The following is a 19,980-nucleotide window of genomic DNA, read 5'->3' on the forward strand; positions in this document are numbered from 1 at the left end:
GACCGTTTCCGCGTCACCTGGATGATCGACGTCATCCGGCAGTAGACGGCTGAAGCCGACGCTGACGGGGGTTCAGCCCACCGGCTCGTGCTCGGGTGAGGATGACGGCGCGCCGGTCCATCGGTGCAGGGCGGCTTCGAGGCCGGTGACGGCGGCGATGTCCGTGGTGTCGGAGGCCCAAGCCACCACCCCGTCCGGGCGTACCAACACCCCCGTCGGCGTCGCGTGGCCGTCGGTCACGCTGCTCACTCGCCCGGCCCAGGCAGCGGCGAGGCGGGCGAACGCGCCGTCCGGAGTGCGGTCGAGCAGCAGGAACCCTCCGCCGTGACCGTGGTCGACCAGACGGGTGCCGTCCCTCAGCCACAGGTCGGGGACGAACCGGCCGACCAGCGGATGGTCGCCGGGCAGGTCGATGTGCTGCGTGACGCCGGAGATCTTCTTGACCGCGTAGGTCGTGCCCGCCCGAGTGCTCAGCAAATCGGCGACGACCTCCCGGAGCGCGGCCGACTTGGCGTCCCCACGCATCACCGCGATCTGGGCCCGCGTCCAGTCCAGCACCCAGGCGCCAAGGGGACGGCGCTCGGTGTCGTAGGTGTCGAGCAGCCCTTCGGGCGCCCAACCGGCTACCACGGCACCGAGTTTCCAACCGAGGTTCATCGCGTCGCCGACTCCGAGATTGAGTCCCTGCCCGCCGAACGGCGAGTGCACGTGCGCGGCGTCGCCAGCCAGTAGCACCCGCCCCGACCAGTAGGTCGCGGCCTGACGGGCGTTGTCGGTCCAGCGGGTCGCGGTGCCGCGCAGCGCGGTCAGCGTGACGTCGGTGCCCGAGACCCGGCGCAGGCTGGTCTGCAACTCCTCAAGGGTGACCGGCGCCGAGCGGTCGACAGGAGCGCCGTCGAACTCCACGGTGACCACCCGTCCGGGCTGCGGCCCATATCGGTACGCCCCGCGGGTCGACCACGCCCATCCGTTCGCCAGCTTCTCCGGGTCGGCGATGTCGACGACCGCCAGGTGTCCGGTGAGCTCGGGGTCGGTGCCGGGGAAGTCTATGCCCGCGAGGCGGCGCACGGTGCTGCGTCCGCCGTCGCACCCGACGAGCCACCCGGTGCGCACCATGCCGGCAGTGGTGCCGACGAGCACGCCGTTGCCGGTGTCTTCGAGCGCGGTGACCTCCACCCCGCGACGTACCGGTACGCCGAGTCGCGCGACATGGTCGGTCAGCAGTTCCTCCAGCTCACGTTGCGGCACCAACCTTGCTCCGGCGACCGCGGCGTGCGCGGCCAGGTCGGCATCGGACCAGTCCACGAGGTCGGGGTCGAGGACCATTCCGGCGAAATGCCCGGTGAACCGCGACTCGCGCACTGCCTGGCCGCCACCGGGCGGTTGGTCGTCGACCATGCGCGCGAACGACCCCACCCGCTCGAGCATCTCTCGTTGCACCTGTTCAGCGGCAGGCAGCAGGCCGCGGCGGTCGAGTGCCTCGGCCGTCGGCACGTTGATCGCCCCCGCCTTCATCGCCTTGTCCGGCGCGGCCCGTCGCTCGAGTACCTGCACCGTCGCTCCGGAGAGCGCCAGCTCCGCGGCGAGCACGAGTCCCACCGGCCCGGCTCCAACCACAGTCACGTCCATAGCCTGGTTCTTCACATCCATTGCCACGAACGCTGTTCTATGCGCGAACGGCGTTCGTGTCAAGCTGTAGTAATGGGTGAACCAGAGAGAGCGCCGCGCGCCACCAGCCACCGGATCCCGAGGTCGAAGCCGCATGCCTCACAACGCCTGCAGGAGGCCGTAGTCCACGGTCGCCGGATTTCGCTCGCACCCCGAGCCCTGGTCGAACAGCCCACCACAGGGCCCGGCGGCCGTCAGAAGACGGCGAGCGGGTTGACGGGCACCCCGGTCAGTCCGTGGATACGCGGCGGCGCCACGGTGAGCAGGAAGGCGTAGCGGTCCAGTTCGGCGCAGACGGCGACGAGCTCATCCAGGTAGGCGGCGTCGATCAGGGGCATGCCCAACATCGGCAGGGCGACCCCGTGCAGCGGGGAGGGGCAGGCGGCGTCCAGTGCTGGGTGCGCGTCGCCGATGTCACCGGCGTAGATCGACACCCCACGCCGGTGCATCCATCGCACCGCGTCCAGGCTCATGCCCGGCATCGGCCGATCGGGGTCGGGAGTCATGCTCCACCCACAGCGCACCACCAGCGCGTCCCCGGACTCCAGTCGCACGCCCTGACGCTCCTCCGCTGCCTCGAAGTCCCTTGATGTGACCGCATAGCCACTGGTCAGTGGGCCGTCGACCGCCAGGTCGAGGAGGACTCCGCGGGTGGTGATCCCGGCGGCGAACGCCGTCGTCGAGCCGTGCCGCACGCCGACCGGCGTCACGCTCTCCTTCAGAGGGCGCCCCGGGTAGACGCGTCCGTCGCGCGGGATGTGCCCCAGCGCGTCCAGATGTGTCGAGCGCGGGTGGTGATTGGTGACCATCATTACGTCCGCCGTCGCCATCGCCGGAGAGCCGGTGTACACCATCACCTGCTGCACCGGCGAAGCGTCCTCGGTGGAGGGCGCGAACGGTCCGCTGATCAGCGGTGTCGGCTGGATCGGCAGCGCCAGCGACACCGCCCGTCCCGTACGGACCTCAGCGGCAGCCCTGGCTCGGGTCTCCTCAGTGATCAGGTTGAGTGTGCCTCGCTGGTCGTCCTGGCCCCACCGGCCCCAGTTGCTCGGCAGGTTCTCCGCGCCGTCCGTGGCGGTGTCTACGTGTCGTGCTTCCATACCAGTGACCGTACAGAGTTGGGGAGTTGGGCGTACACGAGTCAAGCTTCGTCGCTCCTGCCCTGAACCAGCCTCGCCCCGAACGGGGAGACTTATCGGCTCGTCAGCCATCGTGCATCGTGGCGGGTGGCTGAGGCGGGGGCCCGGAGCCAGTGGCGTGCAGTCCCTCGCGCGTGCCCTGGACGGATAGCACGTGGCCTTGGGGCCGGATTTGCCTTCGAGTGGACTCCAGCCTTCACACTGATCACGACAGGATCCGTGCTGCACGCGGACAGAAAGGGAGCAGTTGATGGAGACGACGAGCCGGGCGGGGCACCCTTTGCCGTACGACACCTACCGGCAGGCGGTCGAGCAGGAGACCCTGCGCTTCGCCGAGGTGGTCCAAGGGGCGGATCCCGCGACTGCCGTGCCCTCCTGCCCTGAGTGGACGCTGGCCGAACTCACCCGGCACGTGGGATCGCTGCAGCGTTGGTTTTGCACGCTGCTGAGCGGGCTGGTGCAGGAGCGGCCGCGCAGCCGTGATGTGGAGTTGGGGCTACCGGAACGCGTGCAGGAGTATGCCGACTGGGTGGCCACCGGCGTCCCAGCGGTGGCCGCCGTGCTGCGGGCCACGGATCCGCATGCGGCGATGTGGGCCTGGGGTGAGGACCAGCATGCAAGGTTCTGGGCCCGTCGGATGCTGTTCGAGACGTTGGTGCACCGGGTGGACGCGGAGCGTGCCGTCGGCCGTGAGTCGGAGATCGACCCCGTGCTGGCGGCGGACGGAGTGGACGAATTCCTCGTCAACTTGCCCTACGCGGGTGTCTTCGCCCCCGCCGTGGCCGAGCTGCGCGGCACTGGCGAGACCATCGCCTTCCAGTGCACGGACGCCGCCGAAGGCATCAGCGAGGAGTGGCGGGTGCGGCTGGAGACGGACGGTCTTCGTCTGGTGCCGCGGGCGGGAGCCGACGGCACACCATCCGAGGCACAGGCGGTGGTGCGAGGGCGGGCGGCGGACCTCCTGCTGCTGCTCTACGGGCGAGGGTCGTACAAGGAGAGCGCCTTCGACGTCTCCGGCGAGCCGCCGCTACTCGACACTTGGTTCACCCACACGGCCTTTTGACCCATGCCGGACAGAGCGCAAGCGGGAACCCGTTGGCCCTGCGTTGAAGTGTTCGCTTCGCCAATCCGTTCCTCACAGCCAGTGTGCAACCGGCGCGATCCCAAGGTTCCTTGACGCCCTCGGCATGGTTCGCAAGGACTCTCGGAGTTTGGCTGTGTGGGCAACAGCAGGTGGGTCTATGAAGGCGCTTCGACGTTCGACCAGGCCCGGGCCCGGCAGCGCACCCGCACCCGGGCATCGGCAACCAAAAGGAGCTGTAGCGAAGTTCACCGAGGCCGCTTAGCCTGCGCCCTGTAACACACCATCGAAGAGGGAGCATTCATGACCGAGGATCGCTTCGCTGGCAAGGTCGTTATCATCACCGGTGCCGGATCGGGCATCGGTGCTGCCGCAGCGCACCGTTTCGCACGTGAGGGCGCCACCGTGATCGCGGTCGGGCGTACCGAGGAGAAGTTGCAGAGGACGGTTTCCGCGGCGCCTGCCGGTTCGACGATCGTCGCGCGCGTCGCGGACGTCTCCGACGAGTCAGCGATCACCTCCCTCATCGATGGAGTGGCCAGGGACTACGGCCGTTTGGATGTGCTGGTCAACAATGCGGCTGTCGCCGCGGTAGGCGCCGTCACGGACACGGACACGGCCAGCTGGCGCCAGGTCATGGCTGTTATTGCCGATGGCACCTTCTACGCGTCGAGAGCCGCAGTGCCGCACCTGCGTGCCGTCGGCGGCAACATCGTCAACGTCGGTTCGGTCTCCGGTCTCGGCGGGGACTGGGGCCTGGCCGCCTACAACGCGGCCAAGGGCGCAGTGGTCAACCTGACCAATGCCATGGCGCTCGACCACGCCAATGAGGGGGTGCGGGTCAACGCGGTGCATCCGAGTCTCACCGCCACTGAGATGGCCGCACCTATGCTGGAGAACGAAAAAGCTCTTGCCGCGTTCCGTCAGCGCATCCCCATGCAGCGCCCGGCCGAGCCCCAGGAAGTCGCCGACGTCATCGCCTTCCTTGCCAGTTACGACGCCCGATTCGTCAACGGGGCCCACATCCCGGTTGACGGTGGTCTCCGTGCGTCCTCCGGCCAGCCCCGAATGTTTTGAGAGCGACCGTTCCGCCCGAGTTCGCTGCGTGTCACCGGCCAGCAGCGCAGTCTTCGCGCCTCCCGCTGGCAGGCACCGTGAGCGGCTGAGAGTGCGATAAGCCTGAACGCTGTGTGGGCTGTTGGGCGTTCGCTCACCACTTGAGCGGACGGCGGCAATTTCTCGTGAGGTTTGCGCTCTCCGCGCTGTGCGGAGGATGTGGGCATGGGTGATGACGCGACCATGCATGCGGCGGATGCGGCCCGCGACTACTACAACTGCGCCGATGTCGACGGCTTCTACACGAGTGTGTGGGGCGGCGAGGACATCCACACCGGCGTCTACGAGCACCCCGACGAGCCGGTCGCCCGAGCCACCCGGCGGGCCGATGCCGAGGTGGCATCCCGGGTGGCCGACCTGCTCGGGCCGGGCCGCACCGTCCTGGACCTCGGTTCGGGCTACGGTGGCGCGGCGCGCTACCTCGCGCAGAGCTTCGGCTGCCGCGTCGTCGCGCTCAACATCAGCGACGTGCAGAACCGGCGGCACCGCGCGCTCAACGCCCGCCACGGACTCGACGCGCTCATCGACGTGGTCACCGGATCCTTCGACGACATCCCTGCGCCAAACGGGCGGTTCGACGTCGTCTGGACCCAGGAAGCCCTTGTCCACAGCGGCGACCGTGCGCACATGCTCTCGGAGGCGGTGCGCGTCCTGGCCCCCGGCGGCGCCCTGGTCCTCACCGACGTCATGGCGGCCGACGACACCCACCAGGAGGCGCTGCGCCCGGTGTGCGAGCGGCTCAACGTCACCGATTTCCCCACGCCGGACTTTGTCCGTATCCAGCTCGCCCGCCTCGGACTGGGGCAGGTGCGCTTCGACGACCTGAGCGAGAACCTGCTCCCGCACTACGCCCGCCTCACCGAGCAGGTGCGGCGCAGCGGCGAGGAACTCACCGGCGCCGTCGGCGAGGAGTACCTGGACCGGCTGCGAGCGAATCTGCCCCTGTGGGTCCACGCCTGCGAGGACGGCCTTTTGTCCTGGGGGATCTTTCACGGCCGCCGGTGATGGCGTACCGGGCAGCGGAACAGCCGCGCGCCCGGCCCATACACGCGGCGCGCACAAGACGTGTGAGCACGTTTAGCGGCCGCTCAAAACGTCGCCGCACCAGAGGCACACCAACTGCGGTACCAGCAGCGGACGTTCACGGCTGGAGGGATCGGGTCGGTCCAGCACAGCAAGGGGGACGGCCACGACGCCGTCATCAAGGGGCGGTAACCCATGGAAGCCCGCCAGGCGTTGGAGCGCGCCAGCCATGAGGCATTCACCCGTGAGCCGTCCAAGGGCTTGCAGGCTCGCATCAACTTTCCGCTCAGGCGGCTGAAGACCACCAAGGCCGTCGCCCAGGAACTCGGTGTCACCCAGCGGTCGGTAGAGTGCTACCACAAGGGCGAGCGCAAACAGCCGCCGACCGGGGATCGCGGGTACGTGCCCGCTGGCGGCCGAGTTCCGCAAGCGGCTCCGGAAGCGGGCCGCCACCGCCACGGCCGTCACCGTCAGTTGGTCCGTGAAGGGTCCGGATCTTGGCCCGAGGCGGCGCGTTGGCGGCGTGGTCTGTCAGCCGTACAGGGTGTGCGCGATCTCCAGTGCCAGGCGTAGTTCCAGCAAGTTGTCGGCGTTGATCGGCGTGGGCAGCAGTTCCTGCGCGCGCTTGACTCGGTAGGTGACGGTGTTGCGCGCCACATGCAGGCGCTCGGCCGTCGTCCGCAGACCGTGTTCCTCGGAGAGGTAGACGCGCAAGGTTTCGCGCAGCTCCTGCATCCGGGCGCCCTCGGAGGCCAGCGGACCGAGGACGTCCTGCACGAACCAGCGCGCGTGTTCTGGCTCGGCGGTGGCCAGGGCCACCAGACGGACGTCCTGGTAGTCGCACAGCCAGTCGCTTCTGCCCTGGAGGGCGATTCGTTCGGCCTGCAGGGCAGCCAGATGACTGCGGCGCATGCCCTGCGGGCCGTGCGCGGCCGGACCGAGTGCCGCCCGTACCCCCGCCGGGGGGTCGAGGGTGCCCCGCAGGTGCTCGGCCTGGTCGGCGGTCTCTTCACTGGACAGCGCGAGCCACACCCAGGCTGACGTGTCTGTGGCGGGGATGAGCAGCATTCCTGGTGCTCGCACGGCGCGGGCCATGGAGGTCGCGGTCCGCTGCAGCCGTTCTGGTGCGGGCAGGCCGACCTCGCTGTGGTCGCACCGCAGCACGGCGGCGACGTGGGTGCGGCTGATGTCGTAGCGCAGGCGCCGGATGGCGGCCTGTACGTCGACCGGGCGTCCGGCGAGCAGGTCGTCGATGATGGCGCGACGGGCGGCCTCGTCGCTTCCGCGCCAGCGGTCCCGCTCGGCGATGTACTCCTCGGCCATCTGGCTGGCATGGGCGTCGGCGTAGGCGAACAGCAACTCGTCGACCTCACGCAGTTCGGCCAAGCGCTGGTCGAACGGGACATGTTCCTCGATCGCGGCCGCCAGGTCCCGTGCCAGCCGGGCATGTCCGAGCCGCACGCCTCGCAGGACCCGGTCGAGGGGGACGCCGCGGCGGGCGAACTCGCGGCATCCTTCAAGTGTTTCCTCGGTCGAGACGGCGTCGGGCCGTGGGTGCTCTGCCAGCAGCAGCTGCAAGGCCGCGAGGACGGCGGATTCAGTGGAGCGCCGCAGGGTGGTCATGGGGGCTTGACCGCCGCCGTGCTCGGGAACCTCGTCGAGGATCTCCGCCGCCATGGCGGCAGCCGTTTGCACCGCCCACCGGACCGGTTCCGCCCCGAGGGTCTCTGCCGCGGCGGCCTCGGCCGCCCGCGGCATGACGGGGTCGACCGCCCGGTCGGGGGCCGGGCGAAGCGCAAGGAGCCACTCTCGCGTCACAACCCGCCTCGATATCTTGTACGGCGCGTGACCGCGCGGAGCGCGCCCGTCACCCGGCAGGGCCATCCAGGTCCGGTGATCATGTCCCCGGCGGTCAGGTGCAGCGACCGCGGGAGCGCCACCTTCGATACCAAAAATACGACCGAAGAGCACCGCACGAGCAGGGCATCTGCTCGTGCGGTGCCCGAGGTGGCGGCAAGTCCCGCGCATGACGGGCGGAGTGAGGACGCGGCGGGCCCGTCCACGTCTGTTCTGCTCGGCTCATCGGGCAGAGGCCAGCACGCTGCCCGTGGCGAGTTCGTCGCGCAGCGTGGCTACCAGGCCGGGCACGGCATCCGTACGCGCAGCGCCGCCGAAGACATAGAAGTCCGGGCGCACAAGCAGGGCCTGCTGTCCGGTGGCGGCCACGTGAGCGCGGTACGCGCCGTCGAGATCGACGACGTCGGCCGGGCCCTCTGCGGTGTGGTCGTCGGTGATCCGCAGCAGCCGGATCCCGAGCCGCTCGCACCAGCCGAGAGCGTCGTCGTCCAGCACCTCTCGCGGGTCCTGGGCGGCCAGCAGGGTGAATCCGGTGCCGACGGCCTGGTCGAACAGGCCGGTCCTTCCACGGAAACGCACCTGGCCCTGGCGGCCGAGCTGTCCGGCAGGCTCGACGGGGACGCCGCTTGCGTCGCAGGCCAGCAGGCCACCGGTGAGGGTGCCCGGCAGCATCCTCGCCAGCTGGGCGCTGCCGGCCCGCTGGTCGGCGACCATCCGCTTGTCGCGTTCGGCGGCCGCGGCCGGGTCGTTCTCGCAGATGACCCGCCCCAGGTACACCGACGTGTCGATGGCGTGCCGCAGTTGCTGGGAGCGTTCGGCGGTGTAGGTGTCCAGCAGCGACACGTCGGCGTGGCCTGCGAGGACGAGGTCCAGTTTCCACGTCAGGTTGGTGGCGTCGCGGATGCCGGAACACATGCCCTGACCGGCGAAGGGGGGCATCTGATGGGCTGCGTCCCCGGCCAGCAGCAGGCGGCCCTGGCGCCAGGAGTCCGCCCAGCGGGCCTGGAAGGTGTAGACGGTGTGGCGCTCCAGGGTGGCGTTGTCGGGACGGATGTCCCAGGGGGCGAGCAGCTTCCACGCCGTCTCGGGAGTGTTGAGTTCGGCGATCGTCTCGCCGGGCAGCCGCATGAACTCCCAGCGGCGGCGGCCGGGGCCGCCCGAGACGGCCGTGGTCGGCCGGGCCGGGTCGCACAGCTGGAGGTTGCGCGGGGACCACACGCGATCCTGGTCATGGGGGATGACGTCGACGACCAGCCAGTCGAAATGGAAGCCCAGGTCGGTCATCGAGGTGTCCATACGGGAGCGGACGAAGCTGTTCGCACCGTCGCAGCCGACGACGTAGGCGGCGCGCAGTGTGCGGTGTTCCCGCACGCCGTCGTCACTCGTTGTCCGGCCCCCGGCGTTCTCGGCGATGGTCAGGCGCACGGAGGTCGGCTCTTCGACGAGGTCCACGGCCTCCCAGCCCCGCAGGATCTCCACGACGGGCAGGGCACGGGCACGCTCCTCCAAAGCCGCTTCGAGACGAGGCTGGGTGAAGATGTTCACGAACGGCCAACCGGAGTAGCTGGTGTCCTCAAACGCCAGGCGCAACAGCGTCTGTCCCTTTCCGTTGCGCCACTCGTAGTCCTCGGCCGGCTCGCTGAAGGTGCGCAGGGCGTCGCCCAGGCCCAGGGATGCCACGATGCGGGCGATCTCGTGGTCGAGGACCACCGCGCGGGGCAGCGGGTACCGCTGCGGCCAGCGTTCGACGAGACCGACCCGCCAGCCGCGCATACCCAGTTGGATGGCGGCGGTGAGCCCCACGGGCCCGGCGCCGACGACCAGTACGTCGTACTCGTCCTGCCTGTCGGCGCCCTGCTCGTTGATCGTGTGCATGGCTTTCTTCTCTCTGGTCAGCTCGTGCTGTGAGCGCCGGTCATCAGCGCGGCGAGATCGTCGGGTCGGATGAACGACGGCGGTACCGGCGGCCCCCAGCTGTACAGGGCACTCGCGCCCTCCCACACGCCCGGCGTCCACACCTGGTCGTCGACGATGCAGTCCATGTCGGAGAAGTACTCGGAGAAGTTGCCGGCCGGGTCCTTGAGGTACCAGAAGAAGTTGGAGCCCAGGTGGTGGCGCCCAAGGCCCCACACATGCCGCTCGGGATGTCCCTCCAGCATGCGGGTGGCACCCCGGCCCACCTCGTCCACGTCGTCCACCTGCCACGAGGAGTGGTGCAGGAAGGGCACGGGTGCCCGCTGGACGAGGACGTTGTGGTGGTCGGTGGTGCAGCGCAGGAACGCCGCGCCCGGGACGAGGTCGCTGACCTTGAAGCCGAAGCCCTCGGTGAAGAAGCGCTGGGACGCCTCCTGGTTCGTCGAACCGAGGACGACGTGCCCCAGGCGCCGGGGCCGCACCGGCTTCTCGCGCAGCACGCCGGGGGCGCGGACGTTGGCGCGCTCGATTCGCCCCGGCGCGTTGTACGGCGCGGCCGCGGGAGCGTCCTGGACAATGCGCGGCTGGATCTCCACGCTGACGGTGACCTCGGTGCCGGGATCCACCGCACGCAGCGACTGTGCGTCGCGGACGAAGGGCACCTCAAGCCGTTTCAAGGCGGCGGCGATCCGGCCCAGGTCATCGGAGTCGTCGGCGCCGAGGACCATCTCGTCCAGTCGGCGACGCGGCGCGTGGACGATCTTCAGTTGCTCACCGCCGTCGGTGGTGGCGAAACGTCCGCGGCCGAGGTGGGTCAGCCCGAAGTCGGCGTAGTAGGCCGCGGTCGCCTCGACGTCGGGCACGCCCATGGTGATGTGGGCGAGACGGTGCAGGGACATGACTGGCTCCTCAATGCTCCAGTGGAAGGTCGGTGAGTGCGGATGGGGCGAAGACGCTGTGCGGCCCGTGATCGCTGGTCGCGTTCGGGGTGTGCGGCTCTCAGACCGCTTTGGGACCGTGGGGATAGCTGGGGCTGGCGATCAACGGGTTGCGGAGTTCGCCGATGCCCTCGATCCAGCTGCGCAGCTCTTCCTCGGGGCGGAGGAAGCGCATCGGATTCCGGGCGCCACCGACGCCTGCGGGAGTGCCGGTGAACACCAGGTCGCCGGGGAGCAGCGGGCAGATCCCGGAGATCCAGGCGATCTGCTCGGACACCGAGAAGATCATGTGGCTGGTCCGGGAATCCTGCATCGTCTCGCCGCTGACCGCGCAGCCCAGTGGAAGATCGTCGGGGTCCTCCAACTCGTCGGAGGTCACCAGCACCGGGCCGATCGGGCTGAATCCCGGGAAGGACTTGCCGAGCGAGAACTGTGCCGGCGAACCCTGCAACTGGACACGGCGCTCGGACAGGTCCTGGCCGACCGTGAGGCCGGCCACGTGCCCCCAGGCGTCCGCGGCCGCGACCTGGTGCGCGCGTGTTCCGATGACCGCCACCAGCTCGATCTCCCAGTCCACGGTCTCACTGGGCAGTGCGATCGTGTCGTAGGGGCCGGTCACGGAGGTGGGGTACTTGGTGAAAATCGTCGGCTGCGCAGGCTTGTCGGAGGCCGACTCCGCCACATGGTCGGCGTAGTTCAGGGCAACGGCGAAGACCTGCCGCGGGCGTGGCGCGGGCGGGCCGAACTGCCGCTCGTCGAACGCGGCACGCTCGTAGTCGGCCGGGGCCTGGGACCGTGCCCAGTCATGGAACTGCCGCCAGCGGTCGAAAACGGCCTGCGGGTCGGACGGGAACACCCCGTCACTGGCTTTCTCCACGTCCACGACACCGTCGTCGTAGACGATAACCAGACGGCCATTGAGATTGGCTGTGCGCATGGCGCGTCTCCTCCATAAGGAAATCAGAGTTCGTTGATCGGTTCGGCCGGCTCAGCCGTGAATTCCGTAAGTCGAAACCTTCGGCCGACGGTGGCAGGGCGCCGAGCGGAGGTTCAGGTCACACGCCGACGCCAGCGCAGCATCGACTTGGAACCGCCCTGTGAAGTGGCCGTCAACTCCAGACCTTCCGGAAGAAGACGCACACGGCGTTCCAGGGTCGTACCCAGCCATGGCGCGTAGTGGCTGTACATGACGTGATGGAGCACCGCCCCGTCTGCCGCGCGCTCCCAGCGACCGGCGTACGCCACGGTCCCGTCGGCAGCTTCCGGCTCTTCGGAAGCACTCACATTCCGGGCGGGGTCGGTGGTCAGCAGGGCGCTCATCCAACCGCTTGCGGTGTACAAAAGCATCCCGCCAGGCCGTTCCCCGAACGGGTGGGAGGTCACTCCTCCGCGTTCAACCGTGAAATCCTCCAGGACCCACGTTCCAACCATTTCGTCCACAATCGCCTCGCATGTCGCTCACGGAAGCCACGGGAAATGGGGCAGGCAATTGCTCGGCGCCTCATCCACGTGACCGACCTCGTCGGCCACGGATTCGAGTGAACCTCGCCCCTCGCTGCAGCTCTCGGTCCGAGAGGCCAAAGAACCGCCTCGTCTTTGAGCCGCGGGCCCGCATGCCGTGAAGCAGGACGGCCGATGCCGAGCGGCTGGATTGCACGGCACCGGTGCCGGAGTCGAGGCAGGCGATGCCGTACGGCCTACCGTTTCTTGCGCCATCGGCGATTAGGACGTCATCTCTTTGGCAAGTCTGCGGTAGGTCTTAAATCCGCACTTAAATCCGCAACCGGTGTGGCCGGTCGGCATGGAAGACAGTCGGCCGGCGTCTCAGGGGCCGTGATCGCGTTCTCCTCCCGCAGATCGACGAGGTCGCGCGGCCGGTCGACGGACTCACAGAGTTCCTTCTGGAACGAGGTGAGGGCATCGCCTCGCGTTCCGCGGCCGTCCCGCACAGCCGATCGCATGCTGCTGTAGCGCACGTTGCCGTGGAGGTCAACGAAGGAATTCACGTGCCACGGCAAACGCCCACGCGGCATACCCGAGGTTGACGGCGAGCCGAACGGCAACACCGACGGGCCGGTCGTGCCAGGTCGTCGCACGGGACACGTGCCGGAACGCGTCGGCATGAGGTACCAGATAGACGAGGAAAAGGGCACCGGCTCCCAGTGCCGCCGCCGCGCGGGCCGACGGCAGGACCAGGTCGGCGGTCAGAGCGATCTCCAAAGCACCCGACGCGGGCGACGATGGCGCGGGGCAGCGGCATCCAGTCTGGTACCAGAGGACGGAAGGCGGCGGGCTGAACCCAGTGCAGCAAGCCCGTACCGCCGAGTCGAACACCGAGCATCACAGTGGCAAATGGCAACATTGCCCGGCTCACTGCGCACCCTGCGATCTTGACCGCCCGGCCTGCGAATTCGCCCCGGAAGCCGGTCGAAGGGGCGGCAGGGCACGGAAACGAGGGAGCGGCAGGCAGAAACAGACGGCCCGTCACCTCTCAACTGACACGATGAACTACTGACCGCCGCCCCATGGAATGGCACACCGCTGAGGGCGGGCCGCCCCCCGCTCAGCACGCCGAGCGGCCCCACCGCGGCTCGTCACCACGACGCCCGGGCCGACGGTGTCGGTCCGGGCGTCGTGGGATGGGGTGGGGGCGAGGGTGGTGGTGGGTCAGGCGTTGACCGCGGTGGGGAGTTGAGCGTTGGGGGCTGTAACCAGGGCGGTGTGTTCAGCGGCGGCGGCCTTGCGGGCGCGGATCCGGGTCACGTAACGGTGGGTGAAGTACATCGGGATGGCAAGGCCGAGGACCTGGCGGGCGATGTCGACCATGGTGCCGGTGTTGAGGATGTCGGCGACGATGCCCACCATGGCGCTGGCCGCGAAGGCGGTGGTCCAGATGCTGGTGATGACCATGTTGGTGTGCACGAACCGCGGGTCGGCCGCGAGTTCGGCGCTGACCTTGCGACGGGCGATGCCTTGGGTGAAGGGCCGGCGGACGAGCAGACTGGTGACGGCGATCAGGGCCAGCCACGCGGAGGCCAGCGGGCCGTCGAAGTGCTGGATGGGCGAACTGGTGTCGGCGAAGGAGAAGGCGGTCAGGCCGGCGAAGTAGGCGAGCGAGCCGAAGTCGAGGATCTGCGCGTCGAGGGCGACGCCCTTGCGGCGGTCGGCGATCAGGGAGACGACGGCGACAACGAGGGCGGCGAGGGCACCCCACTGCCAGCCGATGGCGGAGAGGAGGGCGTAGACGATCCAGGGGGCGAAGCCGCGCACGTAGCTCATCGGAATTCGGTCCTTCCACTCGGCGTTGGTGCGAATCCGGATTACTCGGTGCTGCGGATTCGATGTTTTTCGTGTTGTGGATAAAGCTATTGGCGGTGAGCAGCGGCGTCGTGCGGCGAGGACAGTATCTGGGGGTGGAGATTCTCTCCACCCCCAGGCGCGGCCGGGCGTACAACCCAGTGGCCACTCCGGCGCTTCTCGCACTCCCGGCCGCGGCCGCGCAGGCGGCCGACGTGCGCGGCAACGCGTCGAAAGTCGAAAACGGCAACTGTGTTGCTACGCAGCGGAGTACGGGCATGCATTGACGCGGCCGCCTTTCCCCTTGCCACCTCGCTGAGCATCAACCCACGTACCGTCGCCGCGATAGGCGATGGCTGGCACGCGCACATCAGCATCGCCCACCGACCACCGCCCACCGCATCAAGCACCCGCACGGCGAACGACGGGACGCCGACCCCGTCACCGACGGCGTGGGGTCCGGCGACGTCGCCCGCGCCGGCACCTGGGCCGAGCGCCGCGCCGTCAACGCTCGGCTCGGCGGGCGGGCTCGACGATTGCCGGGAACTCGTCCTGCTTGGCGGTCTGGAAGGACTCTTCGATCGCCCACCGGCTGCTGGCGATGCGGATCAGCTCATCGAGAGGTCGCCTTCTTGCGGCACACCCCATGGCGTCACATGACGCCAGATGGAGCCAGGCGGTGCCACCGGTGACATGTGACGCCGTTCCGGCTCCCGAAAGGCGAGTAGGCGCGCATGGCGCCACGGGGCTCGGGTGGCCCTCTTCCCGTTTGCCCAGGTGGGGCCACGGTCCCAAGCCCACCCTGCGCCAGGTGCCACTCGTGCTTGCGCGTGGCGCCATAGTGATGCCATGATGACGTCATGGACCTCACGCCATACGTCGACACCCTCCGCCGCGAGTTGGCGGCGGCCGCCGAAGCTGGCGGGGAAGATGCCCGCGAGCTGGCCGAGCGGCTCACCGCTCCTCTGGAGTCGGCGACCCGTCTGACCATGCTCAATGTCCTCTCCGCCGCGATGGACGAGATCACCCGCGAGCTCGCCCCCGGCTCGGTCGACCTACGGCTGCGCGGGCTGGACCCCGACTTCGTGGTGACGCTGCCGCCCACCGGCGGCGGCGCCCCCGCGGAGTCGGCCGCGCCCGTCGAACCGTTCAAGGCCACGGCCCTGGCCGACGGCGACGAGGGCGGCACCGCCCGCGTCAACCTGCGTCTGCCGGCACACCTCAAGGCCCGCGCCGAAGAGGCCGCGAGCTGTGAGGGCCTGTCGGTCAACGCGTGGTTGGTGCGCGCCGTGTCGGCCGCGGTCGACGGCGGCACCCGGCCGCGTACGACGGAGAAGACCCAGACCATCGGACAGAGCTTCACGGGCTGGGTGCGCTAGCCGCGCCTGCGCCCGTACCACTTCACCCACCCCACGTCCCCACCAGCGGGGACGACCACGAGACCCATGAGGACGGGACAGCCATGCCTTCTTTCGACACTCCCGAACCGATCTCGGCCACGGCGCACGTGGAGGCCGGTTCCATCCAGTTCACCGCGGGCGACCGCCTCGCCACCGTCGTCGAGGTGCGGCCCCGCGACCCGAAGAAGGACCAGGACGTGCGGACGGCCGACCAGACCGAGGTCACGTACGCGAGCGGGGTCCTGACTGTCAGGACGCCCAAGCCCAATCTGTTCGGCCTCGGCCGCACTGGCACCGTCGATGTGACGGTCGAACTGCCCACGGGTTCACGCATCGACATGACCGGCGCCTGGGTCCAGGTGCTCGGCGAGGGCCGGCTCGGCGAGGTCCGCGTGAAGACCTCGTCCGGCGACGTCCGCCTCGACACCACCGGGCCGCTGCAGCTGACCGCCTCCCACGGCTCGATCACCGTCGACCGGATCGAGGGCATGGCCGAGATCACCACCAGCTCCGGCAGCCTGCGCGTCGGCACCGTCGACGGTCCCGCGGTCCTGAAGAACTCGCACGGCACCACGACCGTCGGCGCCGCGTCCGGCGAACTGCGGGTGAGCGGGGCCAACGGCGACATCGAGATCCGGCGCGCCGAAGGCTCTGTCGCCGCCACCACCGCCCACGGCACCCTGCGCGTGGGCGAAGTGGCCCGTGGCACCGTCCAGTTGGAGACCTCCTACGGCGCCATCGAGGTCGGCGTCCGCGAAGGCACGGCTGCCTGGCTCGACGTCAGCTCGGGCTCCGGCCAGGTGCGCAACACGCTCACCGCCTCCGAGACCCCGGAGCAGGCCGAGGAGACCGTCAAGATCCACGCCCGCACCCGGCACGGAAACATCGACGTGCGCCGCGCCAAGGCCTGAGCGCCACATCCTCAAACCGGCCGCGCCTCCCACTACTTCAGCCTTCGAACGGAGGGCCCCATGCCTTCTCCTGTCATGCCCATGTCTAAGCAGGGCGACGGTCACCCGTCGCCGACCGCCGTCTCCACTGTCGGTCTGCGCAAGTCGTACGGCGACAAGACCGTCCTCGACGGCATCGATCTGCAGATCCCGTCCGGGTCCGTGTTCGCGCTGCTCGGACCCAACGGCGCCGGCAAGACCACCGCCGTGAAGATCCTGTCCACGCTCATCACCGCCGACGGCGGCCAGGCCCAGGTCGCGGGCCACGACGTGGCCACGTCACCGGACGGGGTGCGTGCCGCGATCGGCGTCACCGGGCAGTTCTCCGCTGTGGACGGGCTGATCACCGGCGAGGAGAACATGCTCCTCATGGCGGACCTGCACCACCTGTCCAAGCGCGAGGGTCGCCGCACCGCAGCCGAACTGCTGGAGCGCTTCGACCTGGTGGAGGCGGCGAAGAAGCCCGCCCAGAGTTACTCCGGCGGAATGAAGCGCCGCCTCGACATCGCCATGACGCTGGTCGGTAAACCGCGGATCATCTTCCTCGACGAGCCAACCACCGGGCTCGACCCGCGCAGCCGCCACAACATGTGGCAGATCATCCGCGAGCTGGTCTCCGACGGGGTCACCGTCTTCCTCACCACGCAGTACCTGGAAGAGGCGGACCAGCTCGCCGACCGTATCGCCGTGCTCAACGATGGCAAGATCGCAGCCGAGGGCACCGCCGAGGAGCTGAAGCGGCTGATCCCCGGCGGGCACGTCCGGCTCCGCTTCTCCGACCCGTCCGCCTATCAGAGCGCCGCTGTCGCGCTGCGCGAGGGCACCCGGGACGACGAGGCGCTGGCGCTGCAGATCCCCAGTGACGGCAGCCAGCGTGAGCTGCGCTCCATCCTCGCCTGGCTGGACTCCGCCGGCATCGAGGCGGACGAGCTGACCGTGCACACCCCCGACCTCGACGACGTGTTCTTCGCCCTGACCGGCGGAACCGACCAGCCCAAGGAGGCTGTCCGATGAGCTCCCTTTCTCTCGCCGTGCGCGACTCGTCCACGATGCTGCGCCGCAACCTCCTGCACGCGCGGCGCTACCCGTCCCTCACCCTGAACCTGCTGCTGACGCCGATCGTCCTGCTGTTGCTCTTCGTCTACATCTTCGGTGACGTGATGAGCGCGGGCATGGGCGGTGGCACCGACCGTTCCGCGTACATCGCCTACGTCGTGCCGGGCATCCTGATGATGACCATCGGAGGCACCGTGGTCGGGACCGCGGTGTCCGTCTCCAACGACATGACCGAGGGCATCATCGCCCGCTTCCGCACGATGGCGATTCACCGCGGCTCGGTGCTCATCGGGCATGTCTTCGGCAGCGTGCTGCAGTCGGTCGCCAGCGTGGTCCTCGTGGGCGCCGTCGCCGTGGCCATCGGCTTCCGGCCCACGCATGCCACGGCCCTGGACTGGCTGGCGGCGTTCGGGCTGCTCGCGCTGGTCGCCCTGGCGCTCACCTGGATCGCGGTCGGGATGGGCATGGTCAGCCCGAACGCCGAGGCGGCCAGCAACAACGCGATGCCGCTGATCGTCCTACCGCTCATCTCAAGCGCCTTCGTCCCGATCCACGCGATGCCGGGCTGGTTCCAACCGATCGCCGAGTACCAGCCGTTCACGCCGGCCATCGAGACTCTGCGCGGCCTGCTGCTCGGTGGCGAGATCGGCGACAACGGGTGGCTCGCGGTCGCCTGGTGCCTGGTTCTCTCCGTGCTCGGCTACTTCTGGTCGAAGGCGGTTTTCAACCGCGATCCGAAGTAGCCGAGACGACAGCGCGGGCCGCCTTCCGCAACTCGTCCCGCCCGAGGGCGGCGTACTCCGACACGGCGTCGGAGTACGCCGCCCCTGCGCGCGTCCGCCGACCCCGTCCCGAGCTGAGCATGATCGGTGCGGATCTGGAGCGCGCGACTTCGTCGGGCCCGAGCCCCGGCGTGCGAGCGCGGGGCAGTAGGGCCGACCCGGCGGCGTCGTTGTCCGGCCGAGGCTGCCGCCGGGCATACCTTGCAAAGTCGGCCGGCGTCCGCTGGCACGATCGGCGACCCCTCGGAAGGAGCGGTCACGCTAGGTCCGGTTGTTATGCCCAAACCGGGTGGATCCGTGGCTGTTGGATGAGCACAGCCCTGTGGGTTTGGAGGCCTGGCAGGAGTTTCCCTGGAAGGTGTTGTTGCTCTTTGCGGCTTCCTGGTTTACCAGATCCGCTGGGTTGTTGTTCGCCAGTTGGTTGCCGCTGATCCTGTTCCGCTCGTTCTTGGCGCCCACGTAGCTCTTGAACAGGACGATGCCGCCTGATAGCGGGGACTTTCCGGAGTTGCCGGTAATCAGGTTCTCCGTCACCAAGGTGTTCTCGGCGCCGGTTAGGACGATGCCGGAACCTTGCAGGAAGGGCAGCCGGGCGATCTTTGCGCAGTACTTGTTGTTTTGCCTGACGATGTTCTTGCTGATGGCTAGGGAGCCAGCCTTGGGCTTGTTCTCGTCGCTGACGACGAACATTCCTGCGCAGTTGCCGGTGAGGTAGTTGCGCGTGATGGTGAGGTTGCGTAGGCGCAGGATAGTGAGGCCTGATCGGTTGCCCATCAGGTGGTTTCGTTCGATCACTGTGCCGTGGGTGTCCGTGGCGCCCGCTTTGGACTTCGTTGTGTTGGCGAGGTACAAGCCGGCATCGCGGTTGTCGCGGGCGGTGTTGTCCCGGAATACGCCGCGAGTGGAATGTTCTTGGGAGATGCCTCGCCGCCCGTTGTTAGCGGCGGTCACCCGCTGCACGGTGAGGTGATCGGTCGCCATGGACCACAGGCCGTCCTGGGAGAACCCGGTCACGGTCAGGTCGGAGATGGTGATGTTCGGGACGGGAGAGTTCCTCTGCCCGATCACGCAGATGCCTTCGCCGCTCTCAAGGCAGCCCTTCCTCCGGTGCGGTGCGGCTTTCTTCGTACTCGGCTTGATTACCGTACGGCGGCCAACGCCGCGCAGAGTGAGGCCGGGGGTCTTCACCGTGATGCTTTCGTGGAAAGTGCCGGCGAGCACGAGCACCGTGTCGCCGGGGCGGGCGGCGTTGACCGCCTTTTGGATCGACCCACCCGGACGCACCACGAGGGTGTGGTGAGCGGCGGCGGCCGGGGTGGCGCCGAGCCCCGTACCCAGGAGAGCCGCCGTGCATGCGAGGTATGCACTATGGCATTTCTTCATATTCGGCACGCTACGACGTTGCTGTGAAGTGCGCGCGTGACACGCCGCCGAATGGAGTACCGCGCGATCGTGACCCCAACTTCGTTCTCGCAGGTGGGGTGGCCTTGATGAAGGGTGAGTTGATGCTCCGTTCGAGTTTGCAGGGTGTTGATCAACTTCATGATGACTGGCAGTTGGCACGTCAGCTAACCGGCTGGACCGGGGCGGAGGGTCTTGACCTGACCGCAAGGGTCGGCGGTGTGGTCGTGCATGCGGCCGGGACGGATCGCCCAGGTCCGCAGCAGTCGGCCTTTGCTGTCGCTGGTCACGGTGGGCTTCTTGATGTTCTTCTGCTTCTTCTTGCCCGAGACGCAGATCTCGGCCACCTGATGCAGGG

The 19,980-nt window shown here is 68.8% G+C and carries 18 protein-coding genes; 7 read left to right on the plus strand and 11 right to left on the minus strand.

The genetic code is table 11. The features are described from left to right. Positions 1-72: 72 nt before the first annotated feature. Together O5O46_RS23950 and O5O46_RS23955 are read right to left on the minus strand one after the other, a co-directional pair. Complete coding sequence (locus O5O46_RS23950) at positions 73-1,629, minus strand: FAD-dependent monooxygenase (protein ID WP_269857612.1); 1,557 nt, start codon at positions 1,627-1,629, stop codon at positions 73-75. Positions 1,630-1,862: 233 nt separating this feature from the next. Next, positions 1,863-2,768 carry a cyclase family protein gene (locus O5O46_RS23955; RefSeq protein WP_269857613.1) on the minus strand — a complete coding sequence of 302 codons (906 nt, stop codon included), beginning with the start codon at positions 2,766-2,768 and terminating at the stop codon, positions 1,863-1,865. A gap of 289 nt (positions 2,769-3,057) precedes the next feature. Here O5O46_RS23955 and O5O46_RS23960 point away from each other — a divergent pair, with 289 nt between their 5' ends. The 3 genes from O5O46_RS23960 to O5O46_RS23970 all read left to right on the plus strand — a co-directional run bounded on the left by O5O46_RS23960 (position 3,058) and on the right by O5O46_RS23970 (position 6,009). Further along, positions 3,058-3,870, plus strand: a complete 813-nt coding sequence (locus tag O5O46_RS23960; protein ID WP_269857614.1) for a maleylpyruvate isomerase family mycothiol-dependent enzyme — start codon at positions 3,058-3,060, stop codon at positions 3,868-3,870. 321 nt (positions 3,871-4,191) lie between these two features. Beyond that, entirely contained in the window at positions 4,192-4,965 is a 774-nt protein-coding gene (locus O5O46_RS23965) for an SDR family NAD(P)-dependent oxidoreductase (protein WP_269857615.1), read from the plus strand. 204 nt (positions 4,966-5,169) lie between these two features. Continuing rightward, positions 5,170-6,009: an SAM-dependent methyltransferase gene (locus O5O46_RS23970; protein ID WP_269857616.1), complete on the plus strand. Its 840-nt coding sequence runs from the start codon at positions 5,170-5,172 to the stop codon at positions 6,007-6,009. 549 nt (positions 6,010-6,558) lie between these two features. Here O5O46_RS23970 and O5O46_RS23975 read toward each other — a convergent pair. From O5O46_RS23975 to O5O46_RS24005, 7 genes are all read right to left on the minus strand, one after another. Further along, positions 6,559-7,845, minus strand: a complete 1,287-nt coding sequence (locus O5O46_RS23975; protein ID WP_269857617.1) for a PucR family transcriptional regulator — start codon at positions 7,843-7,845, stop codon at positions 6,559-6,561. Positions 7,846-8,106: 261 nt separating this feature from the next. Next, positions 8,107-9,759, minus strand: coding sequence for a bifunctional 3-(3-hydroxy-phenyl)propionate/3-hydroxycinnamic acid hydroxylase MhpA (mhpA, locus tag O5O46_RS23980; protein ID WP_269857618.1), 1,653 nt, complete (start codon positions 9,757-9,759; stop codon positions 8,107-8,109). Between the two features lie 17 nt (positions 9,760-9,776). After that, positions 9,777-10,697: a VOC family protein gene (locus O5O46_RS23985; RefSeq protein WP_269857619.1), complete on the minus strand. Its 921-nt coding sequence runs from the start codon at positions 10,695-10,697 to the stop codon at positions 9,777-9,779. A 100-nt stretch (positions 10,698-10,797) separates the two neighbouring features. Next, positions 10,798-11,673: a fumarylacetoacetate hydrolase family protein gene (locus O5O46_RS23990; protein WP_269857620.1), complete on the minus strand. Its 876-nt coding sequence runs from the start codon at positions 11,671-11,673 to the stop codon at positions 10,798-10,800. A gap of 113 nt (positions 11,674-11,786) precedes the next feature. Further along, positions 11,787-12,167, minus strand: a complete 381-nt coding sequence (locus O5O46_RS23995) for a lipocalin-like domain-containing protein (protein ID WP_269857655.1) — start codon at positions 12,165-12,167, stop codon at positions 11,787-11,789. A 558-nt stretch (positions 12,168-12,725) separates the two neighbouring features. Then, positions 12,726-12,956 (minus strand): hypothetical protein, encoded by a 231-nt coding sequence (locus tag O5O46_RS24000; RefSeq protein WP_269857621.1) that lies wholly within the window; start codon positions 12,954-12,956, stop codon positions 12,726-12,728. 447 nt (positions 12,957-13,403) lie between these two features. Then, complete coding sequence (locus O5O46_RS24005) at positions 13,404-14,015, minus strand: hypothetical protein (RefSeq protein WP_269857622.1); 612 nt, start codon at positions 14,013-14,015, stop codon at positions 13,404-13,406. An 878-nt stretch (positions 14,016-14,893) separates the two neighbouring features. On the opposite strand from O5O46_RS24005, the gene O5O46_RS24010 reads away from it, so the two are divergent. The 4 genes from O5O46_RS24010 to O5O46_RS24025 all read left to right on the plus strand — a co-directional run bounded on the left by O5O46_RS24010 (position 14,894) and on the right by O5O46_RS24025 (position 18,182). Beyond that, positions 14,894-15,412 carry a hypothetical protein gene (locus O5O46_RS24010; RefSeq protein WP_269857623.1) on the plus strand — a complete coding sequence of 173 codons (519 nt, stop codon included), beginning with the start codon at positions 14,894-14,896 and terminating at the stop codon, positions 15,410-15,412. A gap of 83 nt (positions 15,413-15,495) precedes the next feature. Then, on the plus strand, positions 15,496-16,344 hold the full coding sequence (locus tag O5O46_RS24015) for a DUF4097 family beta strand repeat-containing protein (RefSeq protein ID WP_269857624.1): 849 nt from the start codon (positions 15,496-15,498) through the stop codon (positions 16,342-16,344). Positions 16,345-16,419: 75 nt separating this feature from the next. After that, complete coding sequence (locus O5O46_RS24020) at positions 16,420-17,397, plus strand: ATP-binding cassette domain-containing protein (RefSeq protein WP_443072608.1); 978 nt, start codon at positions 16,420-16,422, stop codon at positions 17,395-17,397. Then, complete coding sequence (locus O5O46_RS24025; RefSeq protein WP_269857626.1) at positions 17,394-18,182, plus strand: ABC transporter permease; 789 nt, start codon at positions 17,394-17,396, stop codon at positions 18,180-18,182. Before O5O46_RS24020 ends, O5O46_RS24025 begins: the two co-directional genes overlap by 4 nt. A gap of 300 nt (positions 18,183-18,482) precedes the next feature. Here O5O46_RS24025 and O5O46_RS24030 read toward each other — a convergent pair whose 3' ends face one another. Both O5O46_RS24030 and O5O46_RS24035 read right to left on the minus strand, forming a co-directional pair. Next, the gene (locus O5O46_RS24030) at positions 18,483-19,604 is read right to left on the minus strand and encodes a right-handed parallel beta-helix repeat-containing protein (protein WP_269857656.1); all 1,122 of its coding nucleotides are present in this window, start codon (positions 19,602-19,604) and stop codon (positions 18,483-18,485) included. A gap of 185 nt (positions 19,605-19,789) precedes the next feature. After that, positions 19,790-19,969 carry a hypothetical protein gene (locus O5O46_RS24035; RefSeq protein ID WP_443072609.1) on the minus strand — a complete coding sequence of 60 codons (180 nt, stop codon included), beginning with the start codon at positions 19,967-19,969 and terminating at the stop codon, positions 19,790-19,792. Positions 19,970-19,980 lie beyond the last annotated feature (11 nt).

The sequence above is a fragment of the Streptomyces sp. RPT161 genome (assembly GCF_027533845.1).
Taxonomy (GTDB): Bacteria; Actinomycetota; Actinomycetes; order Streptomycetales; family Streptomycetaceae; genus Streptantibioticus_A; species Streptantibioticus_A silvisoli_A.